Annotated in this window: 20 protein-coding genes; 6 read left to right on the forward strand and 14 right to left on the reverse strand. The window is 54.0% G+C overall.

Annotated features, from left to right (window positions below):
• Window positions 1–7: 7 nt before the first annotated feature.
• Window positions 8–1,138: a 23S rRNA (uracil(747)-C(5))-methyltransferase RlmC gene (rlmC, locus tag O1Q98_RS00605; RefSeq protein WP_125259766.1), complete on the forward strand. Its 1,131-nt coding sequence runs from the start codon at window positions 8–10 to the stop codon at window positions 1,136–1,138.
• 54 nt (window positions 1,139–1,192) lie between these two features.
• On the opposite strand, the gene artJ (O1Q98_RS00610) is transcribed toward rlmC, so the two are convergent.
• From artJ (O1Q98_RS00610) to artP, 5 genes are all read right to left on the reverse strand, one after another.
• Entirely contained in the window at window positions 1,193–1,927 is a 735-nt protein-coding gene (artJ, locus tag O1Q98_RS00610; protein WP_125259709.1) for an arginine ABC transporter substrate-binding protein, read from the reverse strand.
• A gap of 101 nt (window positions 1,928–2,028) precedes the next feature.
• Window positions 2,029–2,697 (reverse strand): arginine ABC transporter permease ArtM, encoded by a 669-nt coding sequence (artM, locus tag O1Q98_RS00615; protein ID WP_125259708.1) that lies wholly within the window; start codon window positions 2,695–2,697, stop codon window positions 2,029–2,031.
• Window positions 2,697–3,413, reverse strand: a complete 717-nt coding sequence (gene artQ / locus O1Q98_RS00620; protein ID WP_125259707.1) for an arginine ABC transporter permease ArtQ — start codon at window positions 3,411–3,413, stop codon at window positions 2,697–2,699. Before artQ ends, artM begins: the two co-directional genes overlap by 1 nt.
• 15 nt (window positions 3,414–3,428) lie before the next feature.
• A complete protein-coding gene (artJ, locus tag O1Q98_RS00625; RefSeq protein ID WP_125259706.1) occupies window positions 3,429–4,160 on the reverse strand; it encodes an arginine ABC transporter substrate-binding protein in 732 nt (243 codons plus the stop codon).
• A gap of 33 nt (window positions 4,161–4,193) precedes the next feature.
• The gene (gene artP / locus O1Q98_RS00630) at window positions 4,194–4,922 is read right to left on the reverse strand and encodes an arginine ABC transporter ATP-binding protein ArtP (RefSeq protein WP_205744263.1); all 729 of its coding nucleotides are present in this window, start codon (window positions 4,920–4,922) and stop codon (window positions 4,194–4,196) included.
• A 358-nt stretch (window positions 4,923–5,280) separates the two neighbouring features.
• Between artP and O1Q98_RS00635 the strand changes: the two genes are divergently transcribed.
• Entirely contained in the window at window positions 5,281–6,138 is an 858-nt protein-coding gene (locus tag O1Q98_RS00635) for an N-acetylmuramoyl-L-alanine amidase (RefSeq protein WP_125259704.1), read from the forward strand.
• Window positions 6,139–6,158: 20 nt separating this feature from the next.
• On the opposite strand, the gene O1Q98_RS00640 is transcribed toward O1Q98_RS00635, so the two are convergent.
• The 3 genes from O1Q98_RS00640 to hcp form a co-directional block, all read right to left on the reverse strand.
• A complete protein-coding gene (locus tag O1Q98_RS00640) occupies window positions 6,159–7,628 on the reverse strand; it encodes a DUF2867 domain-containing protein (protein WP_125259703.1) in 1,470 nt (489 codons plus the stop codon).
• Window positions 7,629–7,879: 251 nt separating this feature from the next.
• Window positions 7,880–8,902 (reverse strand): NADH oxidoreductase, encoded by a 1,023-nt coding sequence (hcr, locus tag O1Q98_RS00645; protein WP_125259702.1) that lies wholly within the window; start codon window positions 8,900–8,902, stop codon window positions 7,880–7,882.
• A gap of 63 nt (window positions 8,903–8,965) precedes the next feature.
• Window positions 8,966–10,618 (reverse strand): hydroxylamine reductase, encoded by a 1,653-nt coding sequence (hcp, locus tag O1Q98_RS00650; RefSeq protein WP_125259701.1) that lies wholly within the window; start codon window positions 10,616–10,618, stop codon window positions 8,966–8,968.
• 264 nt (window positions 10,619–10,882) lie between these two features.
• Here hcp and O1Q98_RS00655 point away from each other — a divergent pair, with 264 nt between their 5' ends.
• A complete protein-coding gene (locus O1Q98_RS00655) occupies window positions 10,883–12,544 on the forward strand; it encodes an ATP-dependent endonuclease (protein WP_125259700.1) in 1,662 nt (553 codons plus the stop codon).
• A 162-nt stretch (window positions 12,545–12,706) separates the two neighbouring features.
• Here the strand turns inward: O1Q98_RS00655 and cspD are convergent, their stop codons facing one another.
• Entirely contained in the window at window positions 12,707–12,928 is a 222-nt protein-coding gene (cspD, locus tag O1Q98_RS00660; RefSeq protein WP_125259699.1) for a cold shock-like protein CspD, read from the reverse strand.
• Between the two features lie 348 nt (window positions 12,929–13,276).
• Between cspD and clpS the strand changes: the two genes are divergently transcribed.
• Together clpS and clpA are read left to right on the forward strand one after the other, a co-directional pair.
• Window positions 13,277–13,597: an ATP-dependent Clp protease adapter ClpS gene (gene clpS / locus O1Q98_RS00665; RefSeq protein ID WP_125259698.1), complete on the forward strand. Its 321-nt coding sequence runs from the start codon at window positions 13,277–13,279 to the stop codon at window positions 13,595–13,597.
• A 30-nt stretch (window positions 13,598–13,627) separates the two neighbouring features.
• Window positions 13,628–15,904 carry an ATP-dependent Clp protease ATP-binding subunit ClpA gene (clpA, locus tag O1Q98_RS00670; protein WP_125259697.1) on the forward strand — a complete coding sequence of 759 codons (2,277 nt, stop codon included), beginning with the start codon at window positions 13,628–13,630 and terminating at the stop codon, window positions 15,902–15,904.
• 244 nt (window positions 15,905–16,148) lie between these two features.
• On the opposite strand, the gene infA is transcribed toward clpA, so the two are convergent.
• The 5 genes from infA to trxB form a co-directional block, all read right to left on the reverse strand.
• Complete coding sequence (gene infA, locus O1Q98_RS00675; RefSeq protein ID WP_002211347.1) at window positions 16,149–16,367, reverse strand: translation initiation factor IF-1; 219 nt, start codon at window positions 16,365–16,367, stop codon at window positions 16,149–16,151.
• Window positions 16,368–16,458: 91 nt separating this feature from the next.
• Window positions 16,459–17,187, reverse strand: coding sequence for a leucyl/phenylalanyl-tRNA--protein transferase (gene aat / locus O1Q98_RS00680; RefSeq protein ID WP_125259696.1), 729 nt, complete (start codon window positions 17,185–17,187; stop codon window positions 16,459–16,461).
• Window positions 17,188–17,199: 12 nt separating this feature from the next.
• Complete coding sequence (gene cydC / locus O1Q98_RS00685) at window positions 17,200–18,924, reverse strand: heme ABC transporter ATP-binding protein/permease CydC (RefSeq protein ID WP_125259695.1); 1,725 nt, start codon at window positions 18,922–18,924, stop codon at window positions 17,200–17,202.
• Window positions 18,925–18,962: 38 nt separating this feature from the next.
• Entirely contained in the window at window positions 18,963–20,729 is a 1,767-nt protein-coding gene (gene cydD, locus O1Q98_RS00690) for a heme ABC transporter permease/ATP-binding protein CydD (RefSeq protein ID WP_125259694.1), read from the reverse strand.
• Between the two features lie 264 nt (window positions 20,730–20,993).
• Entirely contained in the window at window positions 20,994–21,950 is a 957-nt protein-coding gene (gene trxB / locus O1Q98_RS00695) for a thioredoxin-disulfide reductase (protein WP_125259693.1), read from the reverse strand.
• Between the two features lie 466 nt (window positions 21,951–22,416).
• Here trxB and lrp point away from each other — a divergent pair, with 466 nt between their 5' ends.
• Entirely contained in the window at window positions 22,417–22,911 is a 495-nt protein-coding gene (gene lrp / locus O1Q98_RS00700) for a leucine-responsive transcriptional regulator Lrp (protein ID WP_010277211.1), read from the forward strand.
• Window positions 22,912–22,937 lie beyond the last annotated feature (26 nt).

A 22,937-nucleotide genomic window follows, 5' to 3' on the forward strand; every position in this document is an offset into this window, starting at 1 on the left:
ACTCGCCATGCAATGTGCCCGTTATCACGATGGCTCCTGCCGTTCTTGCCAATGGCTGGAGCTGGATTACCCTCAGCAACTCATTGACAAACAAAAACATCTGACAGCGCTGCTAGGGGATTACCCGGTACAACAGTGGCGCGATCCTGTGCCATCGCCAGAGTCGGCGTTTCGCAATAAAGCTAAAATGGTGGTGAGCGGCAGCGTAGAGCGTCCGTTGTTTGGCACGTTACATCGTGATGGTACGGCGGTCGATCTCTGCGATTGCCCGCTCTATCCAGACAGCTTTGCGCCGGTGTTTGCGGTGCTAAAAACCTTTATCGCACGTGCCGGTTTAACGCCCTATAACGTGGCGCGCCGCCGGGGTGAGTTGAAGTATTTGCTGCTCACGCAAAGCCAACTGAGCGGGCGTTTTATGCTGCGTTTCGTGCTGCGCTCACAGGCCAAAGTACCGGCGCTGAATGCCGCATTGCCGTGGCTGATGGCGCAATTACCGCAGTTGTCTGTTATCTCGGCCAATATTCAGCCTATCCACCAGGCTATTCTGGAAGGGGAGGAGGAGATTGCGTTAACGCCGGAACAGGCGCTCGAAGAGTGTTTTAATCAGGTGCCGCTGTATATTCGGCCCCAAAGTTTTTTTCAGACTAACCCGCACGTGGCTGCCGCCTTGTATGACACGGCAAAGCAGTGGGTGGCGGCATTACCGGTGCGCAGCATGTGGGATCTGTTTTGCGGCGTCGGCGGTTTCGGCTTGCACTGCGCAGGCCCGCAAACGGCGTTAATCGGTATTGAAATCAGCCCGGAAGCGATTGCTTGCGCACAACGCTCTGCAGCGCAACTGGGGTTGGAAAACGTCAGTTTTGCGGCGCTGGATTCTACCCGTTTTGCCGTTGGCGAAACGCACACGCCGGATCTGGTGATGGTTAATCCGCCCCGGCGCGGTATTGGCGAGGTGTTGTGTGACTCTCTGAGCCGGATGGCGCCGCCGTATCTGCTTTATTCGAGCTGTAATGCGCTGACGATGGCGCAAGATATTGCGCGCCTGCCCGAATACCAGATAGCTCAAGCTCAATTATTCGATATGTTCCCGCATACTGCGCACTATGAAGTGCTGGTGTTGCTGCAACGGCGAGCCTGATTGATGTGATAAGGTGACGCCGCCGGTCGGCAGGCAGCGTCACACGTACAGAAATTATTGCTGAGGGAACCACTTGTCATTGATGGCTTTATACGTGCCATTGGCTTTGATGGCTGCCAGCGCGTTGTTCAGTTTTTCCAGTAGCGCCTGATTATCCAGGCGCACGGCGATGCCCAGACCGATACCAAAATAGGCGCTATCGGTAATTTTCTCACCGACAGTGGCCAGCTCAGGGTTGGCTTTCAGCCACTCGTTAACCACGGCGGTATCGCCAAACACACCGTCAAGACGGCCGTTTTTCAGGTCGATCAGCGCGTTTTGGTAACTGTCATACGGTACTGTCTGTACTTCCGGGTGTTTTTCTTGCAGGTATTTCTGATGCGTGGTGCCGTTCTCCATCCCGATACGTTTGCCTTTCAAGTCTGCGAACGTCGGGTATTTGCCTTTTTGCGCGATGATGATCGCTGAGTTGGCGTAGTAGGGCTGAGTAAACGCCACTTGCTTACTGCGCTCAGGCGTGATGTCCATACCGGAAATAATCGCGTCATAACGGCGGAATTTCAGGGCCGGGATCAGGCTGTCAAAGGCTTGATTGGTAAAACTACAGGTGGTCTGAAGCTGTTTGCACAGGGCATTGGCCAAATCAATATCAAACCCCACTATGTGGTTATTGGCATCCAGTGATTCAAAGGGCGGATAGGTAGCGGAGGCGGCAAAACGCAGGGTGTCAGCGGCCTGACTGCCAAAGGCACAACCGGCCAGCAAGGCCGCAACAATCAACTTCTTCATGACATACTCCGGTAAATAAAGGTGCGTTGAGTTTAGGATATAAAAATGCCGACACAGACATGTCGGCATCTGAACATCAAAATACAGACTGGCGAGATAAATCAGCCGTGACGCTCGAAGCGCAATGCCCGGCGCTCAACAATACGCATTAACAGCGTTAGCAGCCCGTTGACACACAAATACACGATCCCGGCGGCACCAAATACCAGCACATCGTAGGTACGGCCATACAGCAACTGCCCGTATCCCATCACCTCCATCAGGGTAATGGTGTAGGCAAGCGACGTCCCTTTGAAGACCAGCACCACCTCATTGGAATACGACGACAGCGCCCGTTTAAAGGCAAAGGGCAGCAGAATGCGCAGCGTCTGGCGTTTGTCCATCCCCAGCGCCTCACAGGATTGCCATTGCCCGGCGGGGATCGCGCGCACCGCGCCGTAAAACAGCTGCGTCGTGTAAGCGGCGCTATTGAGTGCTAAGGCGCTGACCGCACAGAACCAGGGTTGCGAAAGCATATTCCATAACCATGTTATCTGGCGGATGGCCTCAAATTGGCCGGGGCCGTAGTAAATCAGAAAAATTTGCACCAGCAGCGGTGTGCCGGTAAACAACGTGATATAGCCCTGCGCCAGCGGCGATAACAGCGGCGTTTTTAACGTCAGCACCACCGTCAGCGCCAGCGACAGCACTAACGCCAGCAGTAACGCCAGTACGGTTAACAGCAGGCTGGTGTGCAGCCCTTTGAGCAGTTCAGGAATATAACTGAGCATTAGCACGGTCTCCGCTCAAAACGCGTCGTTCGCGCTTCAATGCGCCGCAAAATAACCTGACTTATCAGCGTGATGACCAGATAAATCATCGCCGCTACCATATACCAGGTGAAGGGTTCTTGCGTGCGTGTGGCGATACTCTTGGTCTGTAACATCAGATCATTGACGCTAATAAGCGATACCAGCGCGGTATCCTTGAGCAGCACCAGCCATTGGTTGCCAAGGCCCGGCAGTGCGTGACGCCACATCTGCGGCATGATTAAACGGCGAAAAATAACGCTTTTGCTCATGCCCAGCGCCTGGCCGGACTCCCATTGACCGCGCGGTACCGCTTTGAGCGCGCCGCGCAGGGTTTGTGAGGCGTAAGCCGCATACAGCAGCGACAAGGCAATCACGCCGCACAAAAAGGGGCTGACCTCAATGTTATCGATAGCAAGCCTGATGGGTAGCTGTACCACACCAAGGTTGAGGGTGAAACCGTCTGAGAGCACCAAGAGTAGCTGTGAAGAGCCGAAATAGATAAACAGCACCACAAGGATTTCTGGCAAGCCGCGCAATAGGGTGACAAGGGCCGTGCCGATGAAACTGAGCGCTTTCCAGCGCGCGGTTTCCCACAACGCGAACAGCATCGCCAGTAGCAGGCCAAGCGCCAGCGCACAAAGAGCAAGGCCGACGGTCATGCCGGCGGCGCTTGCGAGAGGATGAAATTCAGTCATTGGCTATTGGTCAGATTACTGCTGGAACCATTTTTGGTAGATGGTCTGGTAAGTACCATCCTGTTTGATTTTGTTCAGGGCATCATTGAATTTCTTCACCAGTTCATCATTATTCTGACGAACGGCAATGCCAAGGCCGATACCGAAGTAATCTTTGTCGGTGACTTTGTTACCCACCGAGGCCAGATTCGGGTTCTGCTTCAGCCACTCGTTGACAACGGCGGTGTCGCCGAAGACGGCATCCAGACGGCCATTTTTCAGGTCAAGCACCGCATTCTGGTAGCTGTCGTACGGTACAACCGTAATATCGCTGTGTTTATCCAGCAGGAATTTTTGGTGTGTGGTGCCGTTTTGTACGCCAACGCGTTTGCCTTTGAGGGCGGCGATATCAGCGAACTGGCCTTTGCTCGCGACAAAGAGAGCGGAGTTTTCGTAATAAGGCTGAGTAAATGAAACCTGCTGCTGACGTTCCGGCGTGATATCCATTCCGGCGATAACGGCATCATAGCGACGGAATTTCAGACCGGGGATCAGGCTGTCGAACGCCTGATTGCTAAAGGTGCAGGTAGCCTGAATCTGTTTACACAGCGCATTGGCCAAATCAATGTCGAACCCGACTATCTGGTTGCTGGCATCGACAGACTCAAACGGCGGGTAGGAGGCTTCAGTGGCAAAACGCAGCGTGTCAGCGGCACCGGCTGACAAACTTACCCCGCCGAGCAATGCGGCAATAAATAGTGATTTCATATTATTATCCTTATTTAACAAGGAGACGAATAATCAGTGAGATAAGTAACCAGCAAATTCGGGTGTCTGGGGATGAGTAAAATGCGAAGCATCACCTTGCTCTACAACGCGACCATTCTCCATATACACCACGCGGCTGGCTGTTTTACGGGCGAAATCCACTTCATGGGTGACTATCACCTGCGTAATACCGGTTTCACTCAGTTCCTGAATAATGCTGACCACCTGAGCCGTAATTTCCGGGTCAAGCGCGGCGGTAGGTTCATCGAACAGCAACACCTGTGGTTCCATCATGAGGGCGCGAGCAATCGCAACACGTTGCTGCTGGCCGCCAGAAAGATGCAGCGGATAGCGATCGGCGAAATCATTCAGGCGTAAGCGGGTAAGCAGTTTTTTTGCACGCTCATGCGCATCCTGACGGTTAAGCCCCAACACCCGGCAGGGCGCTTCGACCAGATTTTGCTGCACGGTCAGGTGCGGCCATAAATTGTATTGCTGAAACACCATGCCGACATTGCGACGCAATTCACGAATGGCGGTTTCCGATGGCGGCTGGTTAAAGTCAAACGTGTTGCCGCCAATACTGAGCGCCCCTGAGCGGGGTGTTTCCAATAAATTGAGCACCCGCAATAACGAGCTCTTGCCAGCACCGCTTGGGCCAAGCAGTACCAGTGTTTCTCCAGATGGGCAATCAAGGGTGACATCGAACAGCGCCTGATGTGCGCCATAGAAACAGTTAATGCTGTTTAGTTGAATACTCATGCGCAAGAATTGAATAGACATTGATGCCGCAAATGGTAGCCTCGGCAGAATAGTTATGCAATCACCACGGGTTAAAATTTGCAGTTACACGATTTTTTGTCGATTTTTTAGCACAAAATCGTGCATTGTGGCCCTGACAGGTCGATTTGTCAGGGGGATTATCGCACTCTGCTGGACAATCATCATTTGAGCGTCGGCGGAGGAGCAGTGCGTTAAGTTGCAAAAATATGTTATGGGTGATGATGATGTTGCTAATGCGTCATTCAATGGTAAAAGTGGCTGGAAAAAGAGGGGATATCGGCAGGATAGCGTGTCGGTTAACCTGTTCAGACGAAGGGTGTGAAAACGGAAAGTAACGATGAAATATGGTCGATATATCGTGGTGCTACTGGCGATATTTGCGCTGGGCGGTTGTCAGAGCCCGCGTGTAGAACGCTGTACCGCCTGTGTGGATAAAGGTGAATATTGGCAGGCCCAGCCTGTTGTCGCGGCGAGTCACAGCCCAAGAGTGCGTTTTTTGGTACTGCATTATACCGCTGAGGATTTTGACGGCGCTCTGACTATCCTTGGCTCGGGCAATGTCAGCGCACACTATCTCATTCCGTCTGCGCCGCCTTACCACGAAGGTAAGCCCGTGTTATGGCAACTTCTCCCCGAAACCCTCGCTGCCTGGCATGCCGGTCGCAGCTATTGGCGAGGTGTTAGCCAGCTTAACAGCTCGTCAATAGGCATTGAGCAAGAGAACCCTGGCTGGCGGCAGACGGCTGGTGGTACAGGTTACTGGCAACCTTATTCGTCGGCGCAAATCGCCCTGGTGATAGCACTGGCAAGGCAAATCATTCAGCGTCATCAGATTGAGCCTCAGAATGTGGTCGGCCACAGCGATATTGCGCCGCAGCGCAAAATTGACCCCGGCCCGCACTTTCCCTGGCAACAACTGGCACAGGCGGGCATAGGGGCCTGGCCGGACGCTGAACGTGTACGCTTCTATTTACGCAACCGGCATGAGTACACGCCGGTTGATAGGCGCTCGCTGCTGGAAAAACTGGCCCGCTATGGCTACGAGGTGACGCCGGATATGAACGAGGCACAGCAGCGTCGGGTGGTGGCCGCATTTCAAATGCATTTTCGGCCCCAGCGCTATGATGGCAACGCGGATGCGCAAACCGAGGCGATAGCTGAGGCCTTGCTGGAAAAGTATGCTGGTCGTTCATAATACGCCCGCCTTGCGGCGGGTTAGTCGCTCGATGAAATACGGGTAATATCCCGCTGCTCCTCTTCCTGCGCCAGTATGGCAATACGGCGCGCCATACCGCGAAAAATGAACAGGTGAGCGGGCATCATGGCAAACCAGTAACCCAGACCGGCCGCCCCCGCCGGGTGCCACCAGGCGCGCACGTCGAGCATCCGGTAGGTTCCCCTGTCGTCAATGGTAAAGGCCAGGCGTCCCAGCCCCGGCGCTTTCATGCCAAACAGCAGCACTAGCTGTTGCAGAGGCTCCACCTGGATGACTTTCCAGCCGTGGATGAGATCGCCTTCAACAAGCTCTTTGCGCGCCGGGCGCTCATAGATAACGCGATTACCGCACCAGTCATCAATCCGGGCTCGCAGTTGCCAAAGCCAGTTGGCATAAAAATACCCCTCATCGCCACCGACTTGCTGCACTATCTTCCAAAGCGTTTGGCTACTGGCCGGTGTTTTATAGCTACAACCGGCTTGCTTGGGGTAAAACGAATATTCCGGCTGCCAGCGCGCCTGAACATCAGGATCGCGGCCCCAGTCAGGGTGCTTGGCCGCTGCTTTTTCATCGGAAAGCGTTGCGAGCACGGCTTCGTCGAAGCCAATCAGTCGCTGTGGGATCAGGCGGCGTAACGCGCTGTCATCCATCGGTAAATCATGCCGTAACCCTTGCACCAGCGCTCTGGCGGTTGACGATTGAACCGATGTCACCAGATGGAGGAACCAGGCTGACACCAGACTGGTTGGCAGCGGCAGCGGGATCAGCAGGCGGCGTTTTCCTGTCAGGCGGATAAAGCGCTCAAATAAATCCTGATAACTGAGATACTCCGGCCCGGCGACATCAAAAATCTGATGCTGTGGCGATGGATGATGACGAATTTCAATGAGATAGGTCAGTAAATTTTCCAGCGCAACCGGAGAGGATTTCGAGCGCACCCAGCGAGGCGGAGTGAGCACCGGCAGGTTGTTCACCATGTCGCGCATAATTTCGAAAGCGGCAGACCCGGCGCCGATAATAATACCGGCGCGCAGTTCGGTAACAGGAATGCCGCTGCTGCGCAGAACGTCACCGGTGAGTTTGCGCGCCTGCATGTGCAGCGAGGGTGAGTGGGACGTTTGCGCCGAGCCCAGATAGATAATTTGCCGCACATTGCTGGTGCGCAGAATCTGGCGCAAGTTTTGTGCTGACTGATATTCACGCTCAAGAAAATCTGCGCCGTCGCCCATGCTATGCACCAGATAATAGAGCGTTTCGGCCTGCCATAGCCCTTCAGGCAGCGTATGGGGCTTCATCAAATCCGCATATTCACATCGCACATCGGGAAGATGCAGGGTCGAGAGTGAATCGACATGGCGTGATGCGGCGATAATCGGATGACCTTGGTGGCTCAGGCGGGTAACAAGATGACGCCCAATATAACCACTGGCGCCAAAGATCAGTATCGGGGCGGGTTTGACAGTCATCATGGTTTTGCTCCTGCCACAACGGCGCGAGAGGGTAGCCGGGTCCCTGTTGATAGATATACAACCTGAGTACATCGTCAGTGGCTTTATCAGCAGGCCCATGACGCAGGTGAGCCAAACCCCGAAACCGGGGTGTGACAGCAGGTACTATAACCATAAGCGGGAACAGGAAAAACCCCGGTTTAACGTTATCTTAACGAAAGTGCGGGGTCGATCCAGCGGCGGGAGCAGATGCGGGGAAAGATGAAATTCGCTCAAGCCAATTCAACGTCGCCATGCAATTGACAACTGCACGCCAGCACATAGCCTTGCTCTATTTCGGCCTGGGTTAACGTCATGGTACTTGACGTCGTGTAATTACCGCTAAGTATTTGCGTCTTACAACTGCCGCAGACTCCGGCGCGGCAGGCGGCATTCACCGGCAGACGATGGCTTTCCAGCGCAGCCAACAGGCTGGTGCCTACTGGCACTGACACCGCTTGCAGTGAGTGGCGAATGCGCATGGTCAGGCTATTGCCATCCTCTGTCGGCTCGGCAGGCGGCGCGCCAAATTGCTCTTTGAAGAAATGTTCACGCGCCACACCCGCCTGCAAGCAGAATGTTTCTGCCTGCTGCATATAGGGATGCGGGCCGCATGTCATCACGGTTCTGCTGGCGATATCCGGCACACGTTGGTGCAGGATGTCTGACGTCAGGCGACCGCTGAGGAATCCGGCGTCGAGATGATGCGGCTCCACCTGTTGCTCTGCCATCAGGGTCAGGTGTAATTGTTCTGGATAGCGCAGGCAGAGCGAACGCCATTCATCGGCAAAAATAACGTGCTGCGGATCGCGCACATTGAATATGACCTGAATATCCACCTCGGGCCGGTTCGCCAAGAGCCAGCGTGTCATGGACATAATTGGCGTAACGCCGCAACCGGCGGCCAGCATCAGATAACGATCGCAGTCGAGATGGGCGCAGGTAAATTCACCTTGTGCATCAGAGAGCCACAACTCGGTGCCGGGTTTGACGTGTTCTGTCAGCCAGCGAGAACCTACGCCGTTCTCCAATCGACGCACCGTTAACGTAATAAAGCGGCTGATGCCCGGTGTGGATGACAGGGTATAGGCGCGTAGCGTTTCATCGCTGTTAGCGATACTTACCAGCGCGTACTGACCGGGTTGCCAGGGGTAAAAATCATGGCTAATCAGAGATAAAGTCCAGACATCTGGGGTTTCCTGATGCAGGGAATGGACTTGCATGCGATTCGGGCATTGTGCGGTAGGCATGGCCATCGGGGATCTCCATAACAGCCTTCCACCCGAGGGCAGGCGGAAGGCGAAACTAACAGATGTCAATCAGGCAACAAGAATGTCTTTTAAATCTTGCTCGACCGTTGTGATGGCGCGCATACCAAATTTTTCATTCAGAATGGCCAGCAGTGACGGCGTCAGGAAAGCCGGTGCGGTTGGGCCGGTGTAAATATTTTTCACGCCCAGCGCCAGCAGCGTCAGCAAAATAACGATAGCTTTTTGTTCGAACCAGGAGAGGATCAGGCTCAACGGCAGATCGTTAACGCCGCATCCCAGTTTCTCTGACAGATTGACTGCCAGCATGATAGCGGCATAAGCGTCGTTACACTGGCCGACGTCAAGCAGGCGTGGCAAGCCTTCCAGCGTGCCGAAATCCAGCTTATTGAAGCGATACTTGCCACAGGCAAGCGTCATTATCAGGCAATCCTGAGGGACGCTGCGCGCAAAATCGGTGTAATAGCTGCGTTCGTCCCGGCTGCCATCGCAACCGCCAACCAGGAATACATGGCGTAATTTCTTGCTGGCGACCAGGTCGATAACGGTGTCTGCGGCGTTCAGCAATGTCTGGCGGCCGAAACCAACGGTAATCATGTGCTCGATTTCACTGTACGGGAAGCCCGGCAACTGCTGTGCCTGCGCGATGATAGCGCTGAAATCATCCCCTTCGAGATGCTGCGCGCCCGGCCAGCCAACGATACTCCGCGTCCAGATTCTGTCGATATACTGCCCGACGGTAGGGTCGATAATGCAGTTCGAGGTCATCACAATCGGGCCCGGGAATTTGGCAAACTCGCTTTGCTGATTTTGCCAGCCACTGCCGTAGTTACCGACCAGATGCGAGAATTTTTTCAATTCCGGGTAGCCGTGGGCAGGTAACATTTCACCGTGCGTATAGATATTAATGCCGGTGCCTTCGGTCTGCTCAAGCAGCATGCGTAAATCTTTCAGGTCGTGCCCGGAGATAAGAATCGCTTTTCCGGCAACCGGGCGAACATTGACTTGTGTCGGCTGTGGGTGGCCATAGGCGGTGGTTTCACCGTTATCCAAAATCGCCATAACACCGAAATTCATCTTGCCTATTGCCAGCGCATTACCGAGCAGGGTATCAACGTCGGTAGGCGCAGTGCCAAGCCAGGCCATGAATGCGTGGAATTCGGCATACAAGGCGTTGTCGTATTGGCCTAATACATGAGCATGCTCCATATAGGCCGCTGCCCCCTTCAGACCATACAGGCACAGCATGCGCAGGCCGTGGAGGTCTTCGCCAATTGCGGCTTTGTCTTTATTTAGCGCGAATTCAGCGGCCTGCTGTAACAAGGCTGGCAGGTCATCGCCTGCCAGTTGCAGTTCGGCCATTGGATGATCGACGGCGACGCTTGCGTCTAACAAACGGCAGCGGGCGGCCAGCGTCTCACGCAGGGAAATGGCATCGCGGGCATAACCAATGATGCGCGGTGAATCGAAGTTAACATTGGTCAGCGTTGCGAAAAACGCACGCGGTACAAACTGATCGATATCGTGGTCGATAATGTCCAGTGCGCGAGCTTGCAAGGCCCAGGCAGACAAGCCCTGGAGTACGGCGACCAGCAGGTCTTGCAGGTCAGAGGTTTCAGCCGTTTTGCCGCACATGCCCTGTGCGTAGGCGCAACCGTTGCCGGCAGGAGTTCGGATGGTTTGTTCACATTGCACGCAATACATGATGGCTTCCTTTTAAAGTTGCATTTTTAATGCCTGTTATGAGGATAGAACGCCAGACAGAAACGAAAAAGGGTTTTTAAAGGCAACTTAAAGCAAGATTGATTTGGCGCAATTTTCATGAGTGGATAGCAATCATTCGCATTTCTCTATTCTTGCTGAAGCGCGCATTTTTATGCGGTAAGAGGCAGATTGAGGGATGGGGACTTGACCCTGTGAGGCGTTTATCGTCATGCTCGCACTCAAACCACAAAGCAGGAGGCGCGGATGTATCTGGAAAGAATCGAAATTCTTGGATTCCGTGGGATTAATCGCTTATCGCTGACGCTTGATGACAATACGGTTTTAATCGGTGAAAACGCCTGGGGAAAGTCCAGCCTGCTGGATGCGCTTTCGCTACTGCTCGCGCCATCATTGCCACTGTATCATTTTGATTTACAAGATTTTCACTTTACGCCCGGCAATGAGTCCAGCCGCGAGCGGCATTTGCAGGTTATCTTTACTTTCTGCGAGTCGGCACCCGGCCACCATCTGGCACCGCGTTATCGCTCACTGTCGCCCGTCTGGATAAAAGGGGAAGGGCGGCTGCACCGCATTTTTTACCGGCTGGAAGGTGAGGTCGATGAGAGTCAGGCGATTTTTACCTGGCGCAGTTTTCTGGATGCGAATGGGCAACCGTTAGCGCTGGATAACATCGACTGGCTGGCAAGCGAAGTGGTGCGCTTACACCCGGTATTGCGCTTGCGTGATGCGCGCTTTATCCGGCGTTTCCACCCCGGCACGTTAATGCCGCAGATAGATAACAACGAGCGTTTGTCGCATCAGTTTGAAGCGCTGATGCGAGAGCTGGCGCAAAATCCTAATCGGTTGACAAATCAAGAGTTGCGTCAGGGGCTGGTGGCGATGCGCCAATTGGTTGACCACTATTTTTCAGAGCAGAGCGCCGACCCCAATGCCAGGCGGCACCCGCGCCATGCCCGTACCGGTAATGGGCGGGCATGGCGATCGCTTGATACGATTAACCGGATGATTTCCGGGCCAAACAGTCGCAGCCGTCGGATTATTTTGCTGGAATTATTCTCGACGCTGCTACAAGCAAAAGGGTCAGCCGCGCTTGACCCTCACGCCCGCCCTCTGCTGCTAATCGAAGACCCGGAAACCCGGTTACATCCGATAATGCTGTCCGTCGCGTGGGGATTGTTGACACAGTTACCGCTACAAAAAGTGACCACCACCAATTCCGGCGAGTTGCTATCGCTGGTGCCTGTCGAACAGGTGTGCCGGTTGGTACGTGAGTCCGCGAAGGTGGCGACCTACCGTATTGGCCGTCAGGGGTTGTCACCGCAAGACAGTCGCCGTATCACTTTTCATATTCGCTTTAACCGCCCGTCGTCGCTGTTTGCCCGCTGCTGGTTGCTGGTGGAGGGGGAAACGGAAGTGTGGATGCTCAATGAGCTTGCGCGCCAGTGTGGACATCATTTTGAGGCTGAAGGCGTGCGCGTGATTGAGTTTGCGCAAGCCGGGCTCAAGCCGCTGCTGAAATTCGCCTACCGTATGGGCATTGAGTGGCATGTGCTGGTGGATGGCGATGATGCCGGGAAAAAATATGCGACAACGGCGCGTAGTTTGTTGCAATCGCAGGGCGAGACGGAACGGGATCATCTGACGGTATTAACCGCGCCGGACATGGAGCATTTTATGTATCGCAATGGATTTAGTCAGGTTTACCACCGGGTGGCGCAACTGCCGGAGCCTGCTCCGCTGTCGGCGGCGAAAGTCATAGCGAAAGCGATTCACCGTACATCAAAACCGGATTTGGCGATAGAAGTGGCGATGACGGTGGCCGAGTACGGCGAAGCGATGATTCCGCCGCTTCTTCGCAGCATGTTTTCGCGCGTACTATGGCTGGCGCGAGGGCGAGCCGATTAATCGGTATGTGCCTGTAGGCATATTGCGGGAGCTACCGGCCCAGTCACGGTGAGGAAACGGACAAAAAATGCCGCCCGCAGCGCGGACGGCATTAAATGAGTGAGTGGTGCGCCCTGGTCACGGTGTTGACAGGTGAAGAGCCGGAAAAGGCAACGCTGATATTTACGCGATCGTTTCGCCAACGACCGGAACGATCAGGCTGGCATGGTTTCCTTTCGGCCCTTGATGTACGGTGAATTTTACAACCTGACCGGCCTTTAGCGTCCGGTAGCCGTCCATCTGAATGGTGGAATAGTGAGCGAAAATATCTTCCCCTCCGCTTTCGGGACAAATAAAGCCAAAGCCCTTGGCGTTATTGAACCATTTAACAGTACCTGTCTCCATACATCTTCATCCTTCGCTAGAGTGTTCTCTAAGGTGAGGTTATTGGGTTAAGGCTGAACAAATTGATTAAAACAACATCAATTCACTTCTACACTCTATTGAAATCGTTTAGTGCGTCAAGCATCTGAATCTGACTGTTTGTATCAGTTTTGTGAAAATTTGATATAGCTAACGCTATTGATAGGCTCTGTTGCCGTTAATATCTAAGAGAGCAAACGGATGGTAACGTGCCAGCCGTTCCTGTAACGGGGGCTGCGCTATCCTGAGCCTGCGATGATACAATGAATACAGACCGCCGCTACAAGACGTAGCTGGCGCATTATGTATCAGCGCAGATTTGGATTGAAGATGGGAAACTATAGTACCGGCACGCAGACCGATGGACAGGCCACAGAGCACTATACTGAAGCTTTGCGGCCACCATCGATGTATAACGTTGTACTGAACAACGATGATTACACGCCGATGGAATTTGTTATTGACGTTCTGCAAAAGTTCTTTTCTTATGATATTGAACGTGCAACGCAGCTGATGCTGACAGTTCACTATCAGGGTAAGGCTATCTGCGGTGTTTACAGCGCCGAGGTAGCGGAGACCAAGGTGGCACAGGTGAACCGGTATGCCAGGGAGAATGAGCATCCGTTGCTCTGTACGCTGGAAAAAGCCTGAATGTAAGGCAATTTATTGGGAGAGGTGGCTATGCTCAATCAAGAACTGGAACTCAGTCTCAACATGGCGTTCGCCAGAGCACGCGAGCACCGACACGAGTTTATGACCGTAGAGCATTTGTTGCTGGCTCTACTTAGCAACCCTTCCGCACGCGAGGCGCTTGAAGCCTGTACGGTTGATTTGACCGCGTTGCGCCAGGAACTGGAAACGTTCATCGAACAGACCACGCCAACACTGCCGCCAAGTGACGAAGAGCGCGATACCCAGCCTACGCTGAGTTTTCAGCGTGTGTTACAGCGGGCGGTGTTTCATGTGCAATCATCCGGGCGCAGCGAAGTTTCCGGGGCGAATGTGTTGGTCGCTATTTTCAGCGAGCAAGAGTCCCAGGCGGCATATCTGTTGCGTAAGCATGATGTCAGTCGCCTGGATGTGGTGAATTTCATTTCTCACGGTACGCGCAAAGAGGACTCCGGCCCGGCTGCCAGCCAGGAAAACCCGGTTAACGAAGAGCAGGTTAGCGGGGAGGAGCGGATGGAAAACTTCACGACAAATCTCAACCAACTGGCGCGCGTGGGGGGTATCGATCCGCTGATTGGTCGAGATGGCGAGCTGGAGCGCACTATACAGGTGCTGTGCCGTCGCCGTAAAAATAACCCGTTGCTGGTGGGCGAATCTGGCGTAGGGAAAACGGCCATTGCTGAAGGCCTTGCATGGCGAATCGTGCAAGGGGATGTGCCGGAGGTGATGGCGGATTGTACCATTTACTCTCTGGATATCGGCTCGCTGCTGGCGGGAACGAAGTACCGTGGTGACTTTGAAAAACGCTTTAAGGCGTTGCTTAAGCAGCTTGAACAAGACCAGAGCAGCATTCTGTTTATTGATGAAATTCATACCATTATTGGCGCGGGGGCGGCCTCGGGTGGGCAGGTGGATGCCGCCAACCTGATAAAACCGCTGCTGTCTGGCGGCAAAATTCGCGTAATGGGTTCCACCACTTATCAGGAATTCAGCAATATCTTTGAAAAAGACCGTGCGCTGGCGCGTCGTTTCCAGAAAATTGATATTACCGAACCCAGCGTTGAAGAAACGGTGCAGATAATCAATGGCCTGAAAACCAAGTATGAAGCGCACCACGATGTCCGTTATACCGCGAAAGCCATTCGTGCAGCGGTAGAGCTGGCGGTGAAATACATTAACGATCGCCACCTGCCGGATAAAGCCATTGATGTCATTGATGAAGCCGGAGCCCGTTGCCGCCTGCTGCCCGTCAGTAAGCGCAAGAAGACGGTCAACGTGGCGGATATTGAATCGGTGGTGGCGCGTATCGCGCGTATTCCTGAAAAAACCGTATCTGCCAGTGACCGCGATGTGCTGCGTGGCTTGAGCGACCGCCTGAAAATGCTGGTGTTTGGTCAGGATAAAGCGATTGAAGCGCTGACGGAAGCCATCAAGATGAGCCGTGCCGGACTGGGCCACGAGCGTAAGCCGGTCGGGTCATTCTTGTTTGCCGGCCCGACTGGGGTGGGCAAAACCGAGGTGACAGTGCAACTGGCTAAAGCGCTCGATATCGAACTGCTGCGCTTTGACATGTCGGAATATATGGAGCGCCATACCGTCAGCCGATTGATTGGTGCTCCTCCGGGTTACGTCGGTTACGATCAGGGCGGGTTATTGACGGATGCAGTTATCAAACACCCACATTCGGTGCTGTTACTTGATGAGATAGAGAAGGCGCATCCCGATGTGTTCAACTTGTTATTGCAGGTCATGGATAACGGTACGCTGACGGATAATAACGGTCGCAAAGCGGATTTTCGCAACGTTATTGTGGTGATGACCACCAACGCCGGTGTGCGAGAAACCCAGCGTAAATCCATCGGGCTTATCCAGCAGGATAACAGTAGCGATGCAATGGAAGAGATCAAAAAAGTGTTTACGCCTGAGTTCCGTAACCGGCTTGACGGCATTATCTGGTTCAACCATTTATCCGCACAGGTGATTCAGCAAGTCGTGGATAAATTCATCGTTGAATTGCAGGCGCAGCTGGATGCCAAAGGCGTGTCGCTTGAGGTTAGCGAGGAAGCCCGTAATTGGCTGGCTGAGAAAGGGTATGACAAGGCAATGGGCGCGCGCCCCATGGCGCGGGTTATCCAGGAAAACCTGAAAAAACCGTTGGCGAATGAGCTGCTGTTTGGTTCATTGGTTGATGGCGGGTCAGTGAAGGTGGAACTGGATAATGCGGCACAACAGCTGACGTATCGTTTTGTGAGCGCGCAGAAAACCAAAACAGAAGGCGCGGTTCATTAACCGGCAGCCGTTGCGTGTAAACCGCGTGAGCGCAAGCGGCGCGGTGTAGTTTGAACGATGTAGTTTGAACAATGTGGTTTGAGCGAAAGGGCATCAAAAATTGGTGCCCTTTTTTATAGCGCAATATTATGCCTATCCGTCGTGAGCGAGGTCATCGCTTTCCCTAAAATGCAAAAACCCCTGCCATCAGGCAAGGGCTGAGAGCCGACATCCAACCGCATCGCGCCGGGCGATGAGCGGGCGATTAACGGCTACGGAAGACAATGCGGCCTTTGCTCAGGTCGTACGGGGTCAGTTCCACAGTCACTTTGTCACCCGTCAGGATGCGGATATAGTTTTTACGCATTTTACCGGAGATATGAGCGGTAACCACGTGCCCGTTTTCCAGCTCAACGCGGAACATGGTGTTGGGCAGCGTATCCAGCACGGTGCCTTGCATTTCAATATTGTCTTCTTTGGCCATCGAATCCTCTAGGTTTAATTACCTTAGTTTTTAACCGGCAAGATAATGCCGAAAAACCCTCATTATGTAAAGGCGCGTAAGTGATTGATGCTCATTTATCGCCGTTATCTGATAGAAAGTCTGGGCGGAAAGTCAGTCTCTGGGGCTGCCAGCAATCAGCGTTTAAGCGGGTTTGTTGGAGCGAGGGCAGCCGGGAGAGAAAGGTGTGTCGGGATAGCTCACGCGCACCCAGTGACGCAGTATGGGGGTTGAGTACCTGGCAGTCAATCAATTGGCCGCCGCAACCGGTAAAATGCGATAAGAACACGGCAAGCGCGAATTTAGAGGCGTTGTCCGCTCTGCTGAACATGGATTCGCCACAAAACAACCCGCCCTGAGCAATGCCATACAAGCCGCCGACGAGTTGATCTGCGTGCCAGACTTCTACGGAATGGGCATGCCCCGCCTGATGTAGCTGTAGGTAGGCCTGCATCATGTCATCGCCTATCCACGTTCCTTCATCACGTTCACTGGCGCAGGCCGCCATGACTGCTGAAAACGCATGATTGAGCGTAACCTGATAGGGCGCGCGTCGCATGTGTTTTTTCATGCTGCGGCTTAGGTGGAACTCGGCCGGGAACAGCACCGCTCGCGGATCGGGGCTCCACCACAAGATGGGGTCAGGCGGCGAAAACCATGGGAATATGCCCTGGCGGTATGCGCTCAATAGGCGTTCAGGGGATAAGTCACCGCCAAAGGCCAACAAACCGTTCGGGTTGCGCAATGCCGCTTGCGGAGAGGGAAACTCAAGTGAGAAGGGCGACAGTTCAGGCAGCAGCATAGCGATCCCCGGTCATAGGTGTTGATGAAATTGCCAATAACGCCCCTGACGTGCCATGAGCTCATGATGCGTGCCGTGTTCGGCCAGTTGGCCATCATCCAGTACAAACACGCGATCCATGCTGTCCAGCCCGCTCAGGCGGTGCGTTATCATCAACAGCGTTTTTTCTGCACAGTGCTCACGCAGTAACGCCAGAATACGTTGCTCGGTATCGGCATCCAGCCCTTCGGTTGGTTCATCAAGCAATATCAGTGGGGCAGGATGTAACAACGCGCGAGCGATACCAATGCGGCGCTGTTCGCCGCCAGAAAGCTGACGCCCGCCGTCGCCCAGCCAGGCATTCAAGCCTTGTTCATCCGTGAGCAGCTTTTCCAGGCCAACTTGACTGAGCACCTGCGCCAATTTTTCATCGTGAGCCTCGGGTGCGGCTAAACGCAGATTCTCGCGCAGCGTCGCGCTAAAGATATGCACGCGCTGTGGCACCACGCACATGGCTTGACGCAAGCTGTCCTCTGGCCATGCCTGTAACGGGGTCTCGTTTAGGCGGATTTCACCGCCGGTGCAATCCCAGGCGCGAGTGAGGAGCTGCAATAGGGTGGATTTGCCACAGCCGGTGCGCCCTAGCAGGGCGACGTGCTCACCGGCTGCCAGCGTCAGCGATAGTTCGCGCACAGTAGGGTGGAGTTGGCCCGGATAATGAAAGCTGACGTTATCAAGCGTTACCTGAAGGTGTTGCGGCACGGCGGGGCCGCCTTGTACAAACGTGACGGCTGGCGGCAGCTCCAGCAGCTGGCGCACACGGGCCGCGCTCGCCGAAACCTGGCCAATATGCTGGAATGCACCTGCAACCGGAGCCAGCGCTTCAAACGCCGCCAGCGATGCGAAGACAAACAGCGCGATAAGCGGGCCCGGTTGTGATGAGCCGCCGATGCCACCGGCTGCTAACCAGAGCATCAAGGTCGCGGTGAGGCCGCCTGCGGCGATAAATAAGGCCTGGGAAAGCGCGCTGAGTCCCGCTTGCTGGCGCTGCCGGTTAAACCAGCGCTGTTCCAGGGTATCCAACTGCTGGCGGAATGCGGCTAGCGCACCGAATACGGTGAGTTCAGCCTGCCCCTGTAGCCAGGTCGTCAACTGTACCCGATAACGAGCGCGCAATGCGGTGATATCGGTGCCAATCGGCCAACCGGCCCGATAAAACACCGGGGGCAACAATACCAGTAAAATTAACATGATAGCGGCGAGTGTCAGCGCCAGTGAGAGATCCAGCAGGCTTAAACCATAGGCGATTGTAACAATAACGGCCAACGCGCTAATGACCGGTGAGATAACGCGAAGATAGAGGTGATCCAGCGTATCGACATCGGCTACCAATCGATTGAGTAATTCGGCCTGCCGAAAACGCGCTAATCCACCGGGTGTTAGCGGCAGAATGCGGCTAAACGTAAACACCCGTAAATGTAAGAGAACGCGAAATGTGGCATCGTGACTGACTAAGCGCTCGAAGTAACGGCTGGCTGTGCGCAAAATTGCCGCCCCCCTGACGCCAGCGGCAGGCAGCATGTAATTAAACGTGGTTAACCCGAGTAGCCCGGCAAGCGCAGAGGCGGCCAAAAACCAGCCTGAGAGCGTGAGCAAGCCAATGCTTGCCAGCAGGGTTACAATCGCCAGCACAATACCAAATCCCAGCCGAATACTGTGGCGGCGATACAGCGCCAGAAAGGGCTTAAGTTCCTGCATGATTCGCATGTTTTTTATATCACCCTGTTTTTTCATGATTACAACACGCCTTGCCGTTGCGCCACTAGGTGGGAAAACAGCCCGGGGGACTGAGATAAGCTGGCGTAGCTGCCTTGCTGAACCAGTTGGCCATCGGCCATTACCCAGATAGCATCATAATCACGGAGTTCCGCGAGTTGGTGCGTGACCAGCAATGTGGTTTGATGCCTCGAGGCATCGCCGAGTGCGCGCATCACTTGCTGCTCACTGTGGGCATCAAGACTTGCCGAGGGCTCATCCAGCAACATCAACTGACAAGGCTGTAACAGCGCACGGGCAACGGCTACCCGTTGTGCCTGGCCGACAGAGAGCCGCGCTGCGCCATCACCGAGAGGCGTGTCTAATCCTGCGGGCAGTGAGGGGAGAAACTCATTAACATAGGCCCGTTCTAGCGCGGTGTGCAGTTCATCCTCGCGGGTTTCTTCTCTTCCCAGCACAATATTCTGTCGCAGCGTGGCGGCGGGCAATTGAGGATGCTGGCCAACCCAGCTTAGGCAACGTCGCCAGCTGTCTGGCGAAAGCGTGCGCAGCTCTACGCCATTGACGGTCAGCGAGCCGGTATAGGGTAAAAAGCCGAGCAGCAGGTTTAAAAGGGAACTCTTGCCAGCCCCGCTGGGGCCGACCAGGGCAACACGTTGTCCTGCTTCCAGTCGGAAATTCAGTGGCCCGGCCAGCGTGACGCCGGTAGGTGATAAAATAGTCAGATCGCAGGCGACCAGTGTCAGAGGCGTGTCGCTGTGAATTGCCTCTGTACCTACGTGGTTTTTTTCGCCCGCGCTGGTCATAAAGCGTTGTAAGGCATCGGCCGCGCCGACGGCCTGTGCTTTCGCATGGTAATAGGTGCCCAGATCGCGCAGCGGTTGAAAAAACTCTGGCGCTAAAATCAACACCAGAAACCCGGCAAACAGCGTGACAGCGGTGCCGTAACTGCCGAAATGCAGCTCACCCAGATAAGAGAAGCCGAAATAGACCGCGACAACGGCAATAGACACGGAGGCGAAAAACTCCAGCACGCCGGAAGAGAGGAAGGCCATACGCAACACTTCCATCGTCCGGCTGCGAAACTGTTCAGACGCTTGCTGGATATGATTGATTTCCGCCTGCGATCGATGAAACAGGCGCAGCGTCTCAAGCCCGCGCAGGCGGTCAAGAAAATGGCCGCTCAGACGTGCCAGCGCCTGAAAGTTACGGCGATTAGCATCAGCCGCTCCCATACCCACCAGCGCCATAAACAGCGGAATTAAGGGGGCGGTGAGCAGCAAAATTAACCCCGCCGCCCAGTTAACGGGAAACACGGTCGCCAAAATGAGCAATGGGATCAGCGCCGCAAGGTACATTTGCGGCAGGTAGCGGGCGTAATAATCCTGCATGTCTTCTACCTGCTCAAGGATCAATGTCGCCCAACTGCCCGCTGGTTTGCCCTGAATCCACGCCGGGCCCAATTGCTGCAATCTGTCGAGAACCTGTTGGCGAATATGCTGGCGTACAGCCTGACCGCAGCGGAACCCCACCTTTTCGCGTAACCAACTCAGCCCCGCACGTAGCACAAAGGCGCCAGCCAGCAAGCTGAAGGTTCCCTGCAGTGCCTGGCGCGGTGTGTGCGTGATAATCAATGCATGCAGCAGTGAGGCCATCAGCCAGGCCTGAGCGACAATCAATATACCGCTGACCAGCCCTAGAATCAGTGACAAACGTAGCCAGCGATGGGCAAGGCGGCTTTGCTGTTTTAGCCAGCGTGTCAGTTCTCGTTGTCGTGTCTCTTTCATGCTTTATGAATCGCGTCCGGTGAGTACAGGGAATGAAACATTAAAATAACGTTCAAATAACCGTTGCTTAACGCCAGTGGCGTGTTATCGCCAGAATGGCGTCATGTTACCTTGCAGGCCGCGTTGTGCAAATGAAAAGGCAGGGGGATAAACCGGTAAGGGATCAATTTTCTTCACTGTGCGGCCATAATAAAAAACCCGGGTACGATGACGTCCCGGGTTAGTTTATACGCTGCGCTTAATACGTATCGGGCGGCGTTATCACTATTTCGCCAGCGCATCCAGATAGCGTTCGGCATCCAGCGCCGCCATACAGCCGGTTCCGGCGGAGGTGATGGCCTGGCGGTAGATATGATCCATCACATCACCGGCAGCAAAAACGCCCGGAATGCTGGTTTGCGTTGCGTTGCCGTGCGTGCCGGACTGTACTTTGATATAGCCATTCTCCAGCGCCAGTTGATCGCCGAATACGGCGGTATTCGGACTATGGCCGATAGCGATAAACACGCCTGCGACATCCAGTTGTTCCGTTGCGTCTGTGTTTGCCTGACGTAGACGTACGCCGGTGACGCCCATCTCATCGCCCAGCACCTCATCCAGTGTGCGGTTGGTGTGCAGTACGATATTGCCGCCAGAGACTTTAGCCATCAGTCGGTCAATCAGAATTTTCTCTGCGCGGAAACTGTCACGACGATGAATTAAATGCACTTCAGCGGCGATATTCGACAGGTATAACGCCTCTTCTACAGCGGTATTACCGCCGCCGACGACCGCGACTTTCTGGTTACGGTAAAAGAAACCGTCACAGGTCGCGCATGCAGACACGCCTTTTCCTTTAAAGGCGTCTTCAGACGGCAGCCCTAAATACCGTGCTGATGCGCCGGTCGCAATAATCAGCGCATCACAGGTGTATTCATCGCTATCGCCAAACAAGCGGAAAGGGCGAGTTTGCAAATCAACGCGATTGATGTGATCAAACACGATCTCGGTGTTGAACTTAGCTGCATGGGTATGCATGCGTTCCATCAATAATGGCCCGGTCAGATCATCCGGGTCGCCTGGCCAGTTCTCTACTTCGGTGGTGGTGGTAAGCTGACCACCTTTCTCCATTCCGGTGATCAGTAACGGATTTAAGTTTGCCCGCGCAGCGTAGACTGCGGCGGTATAGCCTGCCGGGCCTGAGCCCAGAATCAATAATTTACGATGTTTGGCAGTGCTCATGGGTTCCTCATTCACTCGAACGGACGATAGTGCTGATTGTAAGGAAATTACTTGCGTAAAAAAAGTGTGGCGGAATGTTGTTAGCTATCGGATCAATCGTTGCGAAATATTGGCAATACAATAGCGATGCACCGTATTGGCGCATGCTCTGTTACGGCTAACGGTATTAATGTGTAGTAATAATACTTCTGAAAGCGCTCATCTGGCACTTTCTTCTGATTTTAATTGTTTTGCTTTGACAATCGGCTGCGCTTTTGCGAAAACATCCTTGGAAGAGGAAATTTTTTGTATGTGAATAGTTAAATGCTCCAGCTTTTACAGCATATTGTCCGTTTTATCGGGTAATGCAGGAACAGTGGATTATCGCGTTACAAAAGGCAGGGGTCTTCTTTAGGGGTGGCTCTGATACATTGAAGTTGGACAGAGACAGCGATTAAACAGGGAAGGGTAAAGAGAGACAATAAGAATGGTAGACACAAAAAAACGACCGGGAAAAGATCTGGACAGAATCGATCGTAATATCCTGAATGAATTGCAAAAAGATGGGCGTATCTCCAATGTGGAGTTATCCAAACGGGTTGGCCTGTCGCCAACGCCTTGTTTAGAGCGCGTTCGTCGCCTGGAGCGTCAGGGCTTTATTAACGGTTATACTGCGTTGTTGAACCCGCATTATCTCGACGCCTCATTGCTGGTATTTGTTGAAATTACCCTCAATCGCGGCGCGCCGGATGTATTCGAACAGTTCAACGCTGCGGTGCAGAAACTTGAAGAGATTCAGGAGTGTCATCTGGTTTCCGGGGATTTCGATTATCTGCTCAAAACCCGTGTACCGGATATGTCAGCGTACCGTAAGTTGCTCGGGGAAACGTTATTACGTCTGCCCGGCGTGAACGATACCCGTACCTATGTGGTGATGGAAGAAGTGAAGCAGAGTAATCGGCTGGTGATTAAAACCCGCTGATAGCACGGGGTGCACATGATAGCACG

The organism is Dickeya lacustris (genome assembly GCF_029635795.1).
In the GTDB taxonomy this organism is placed as follows: domain Bacteria; phylum Pseudomonadota; class Gammaproteobacteria; order Enterobacterales; family Enterobacteriaceae; genus Dickeya; species Dickeya lacustris.

What these genes read in the sequence shown, in the direction of transcription:
- rlmC (WP_125259766.1), top strand. Translation starts at nt 8, where the DNA reads ATGCAATGTGCCCGTTATCACGATGGCTCCTGCCGTTCTTGCCAATGG.
- artJ (WP_125259709.1), bottom strand. Translation starts at nt 1,927, where the DNA reads ATGAAGAAGTTGATTGTTGCGGCCTTGCTGGCCGGTTGTGCCTTTGGC.
- artM (WP_125259708.1), bottom strand. Translation starts at nt 2,697, where the DNA reads ATGCTCAGTTATATTCCTGAACTGCTCAAAGGGCTGCACACCAGCCTG.
- artQ (WP_125259707.1), bottom strand. Translation starts at nt 3,413, where the DNA reads ATGACTGAATTTCATCCTCTCGCAAGCGCCGCCGGCATGACCGTCGGC.
- artJ (WP_125259706.1), bottom strand. Translation starts at nt 4,160, where the DNA reads ATGAAATCACTATTTATTGCCGCATTGCTCGGCGGGGTAAGTTTGTCA.
- artP (WP_205744263.1), bottom strand. Translation starts at nt 4,922, where the DNA reads ATGAGTATTCAACTAAACAGCATTAACTGTTTCTATGGCGCACATCAG.
- O1Q98_RS00635 (WP_125259704.1), top strand. Translation starts at nt 5,281, where the DNA reads ATGAAATATGGTCGATATATCGTGGTGCTACTGGCGATATTTGCGCTG.
- O1Q98_RS00640 (WP_125259703.1), bottom strand. Translation starts at nt 7,628, where the DNA reads ATGATGACTGTCAAACCCGCCCCGATACTGATCTTTGGCGCCAGTGGT.
- hcr (WP_125259702.1), bottom strand. Translation starts at nt 8,902, where the DNA reads ATGGCCATGCCTACCGCACAATGCCCGAATCGCATGCAAGTCCATTCC.
- hcp (WP_125259701.1), bottom strand. Translation starts at nt 10,618, where the DNA reads ATGTATTGCGTGCAATGTGAACAAACCATCCGAACTCCTGCCGGCAAC.
- O1Q98_RS00655 (WP_125259700.1), top strand. Translation starts at nt 10,883, where the DNA reads ATGTATCTGGAAAGAATCGAAATTCTTGGATTCCGTGGGATTAATCGC.
- cspD (WP_125259699.1), bottom strand. Translation starts at nt 12,928, where the DNA reads ATGGAGACAGGTACTGTTAAATGGTTCAATAACGCCAAGGGCTTTGGC.
- clpS (WP_125259698.1), top strand. Translation starts at nt 13,277, where the DNA reads ATGGGAAACTATAGTACCGGCACGCAGACCGATGGACAGGCCACAGAG.
- clpA (WP_125259697.1), top strand. Translation starts at nt 13,628, where the DNA reads ATGCTCAATCAAGAACTGGAACTCAGTCTCAACATGGCGTTCGCCAGA.
- infA (WP_002211347.1), bottom strand. Translation starts at nt 16,367, where the DNA reads ATGGCCAAAGAAGACAATATTGAAATGCAAGGCACCGTGCTGGATACG.
- aat (WP_125259696.1), bottom strand. Translation starts at nt 17,187, where the DNA reads ATGCTGCTGCCTGAACTGTCGCCCTTCTCACTTGAGTTTCCCTCTCCG.
- cydC (WP_125259695.1), bottom strand. Translation starts at nt 18,924, where the DNA reads ATGCAGGAACTTAAGCCCTTTCTGGCGCTGTATCGCCGCCACAGTATT.
- cydD (WP_125259694.1), bottom strand. Translation starts at nt 20,729, where the DNA reads ATGAAAGAGACACGACAACGAGAACTGACACGCTGGCTAAAACAGCAA.
- trxB (WP_125259693.1), bottom strand. Translation starts at nt 21,950, where the DNA reads ATGAGCACTGCCAAACATCGTAAATTATTGATTCTGGGCTCAGGCCCG.
- lrp (WP_010277211.1), top strand. Translation starts at nt 22,417, where the DNA reads ATGGTAGACACAAAAAAACGACCGGGAAAAGATCTGGACAGAATCGAT.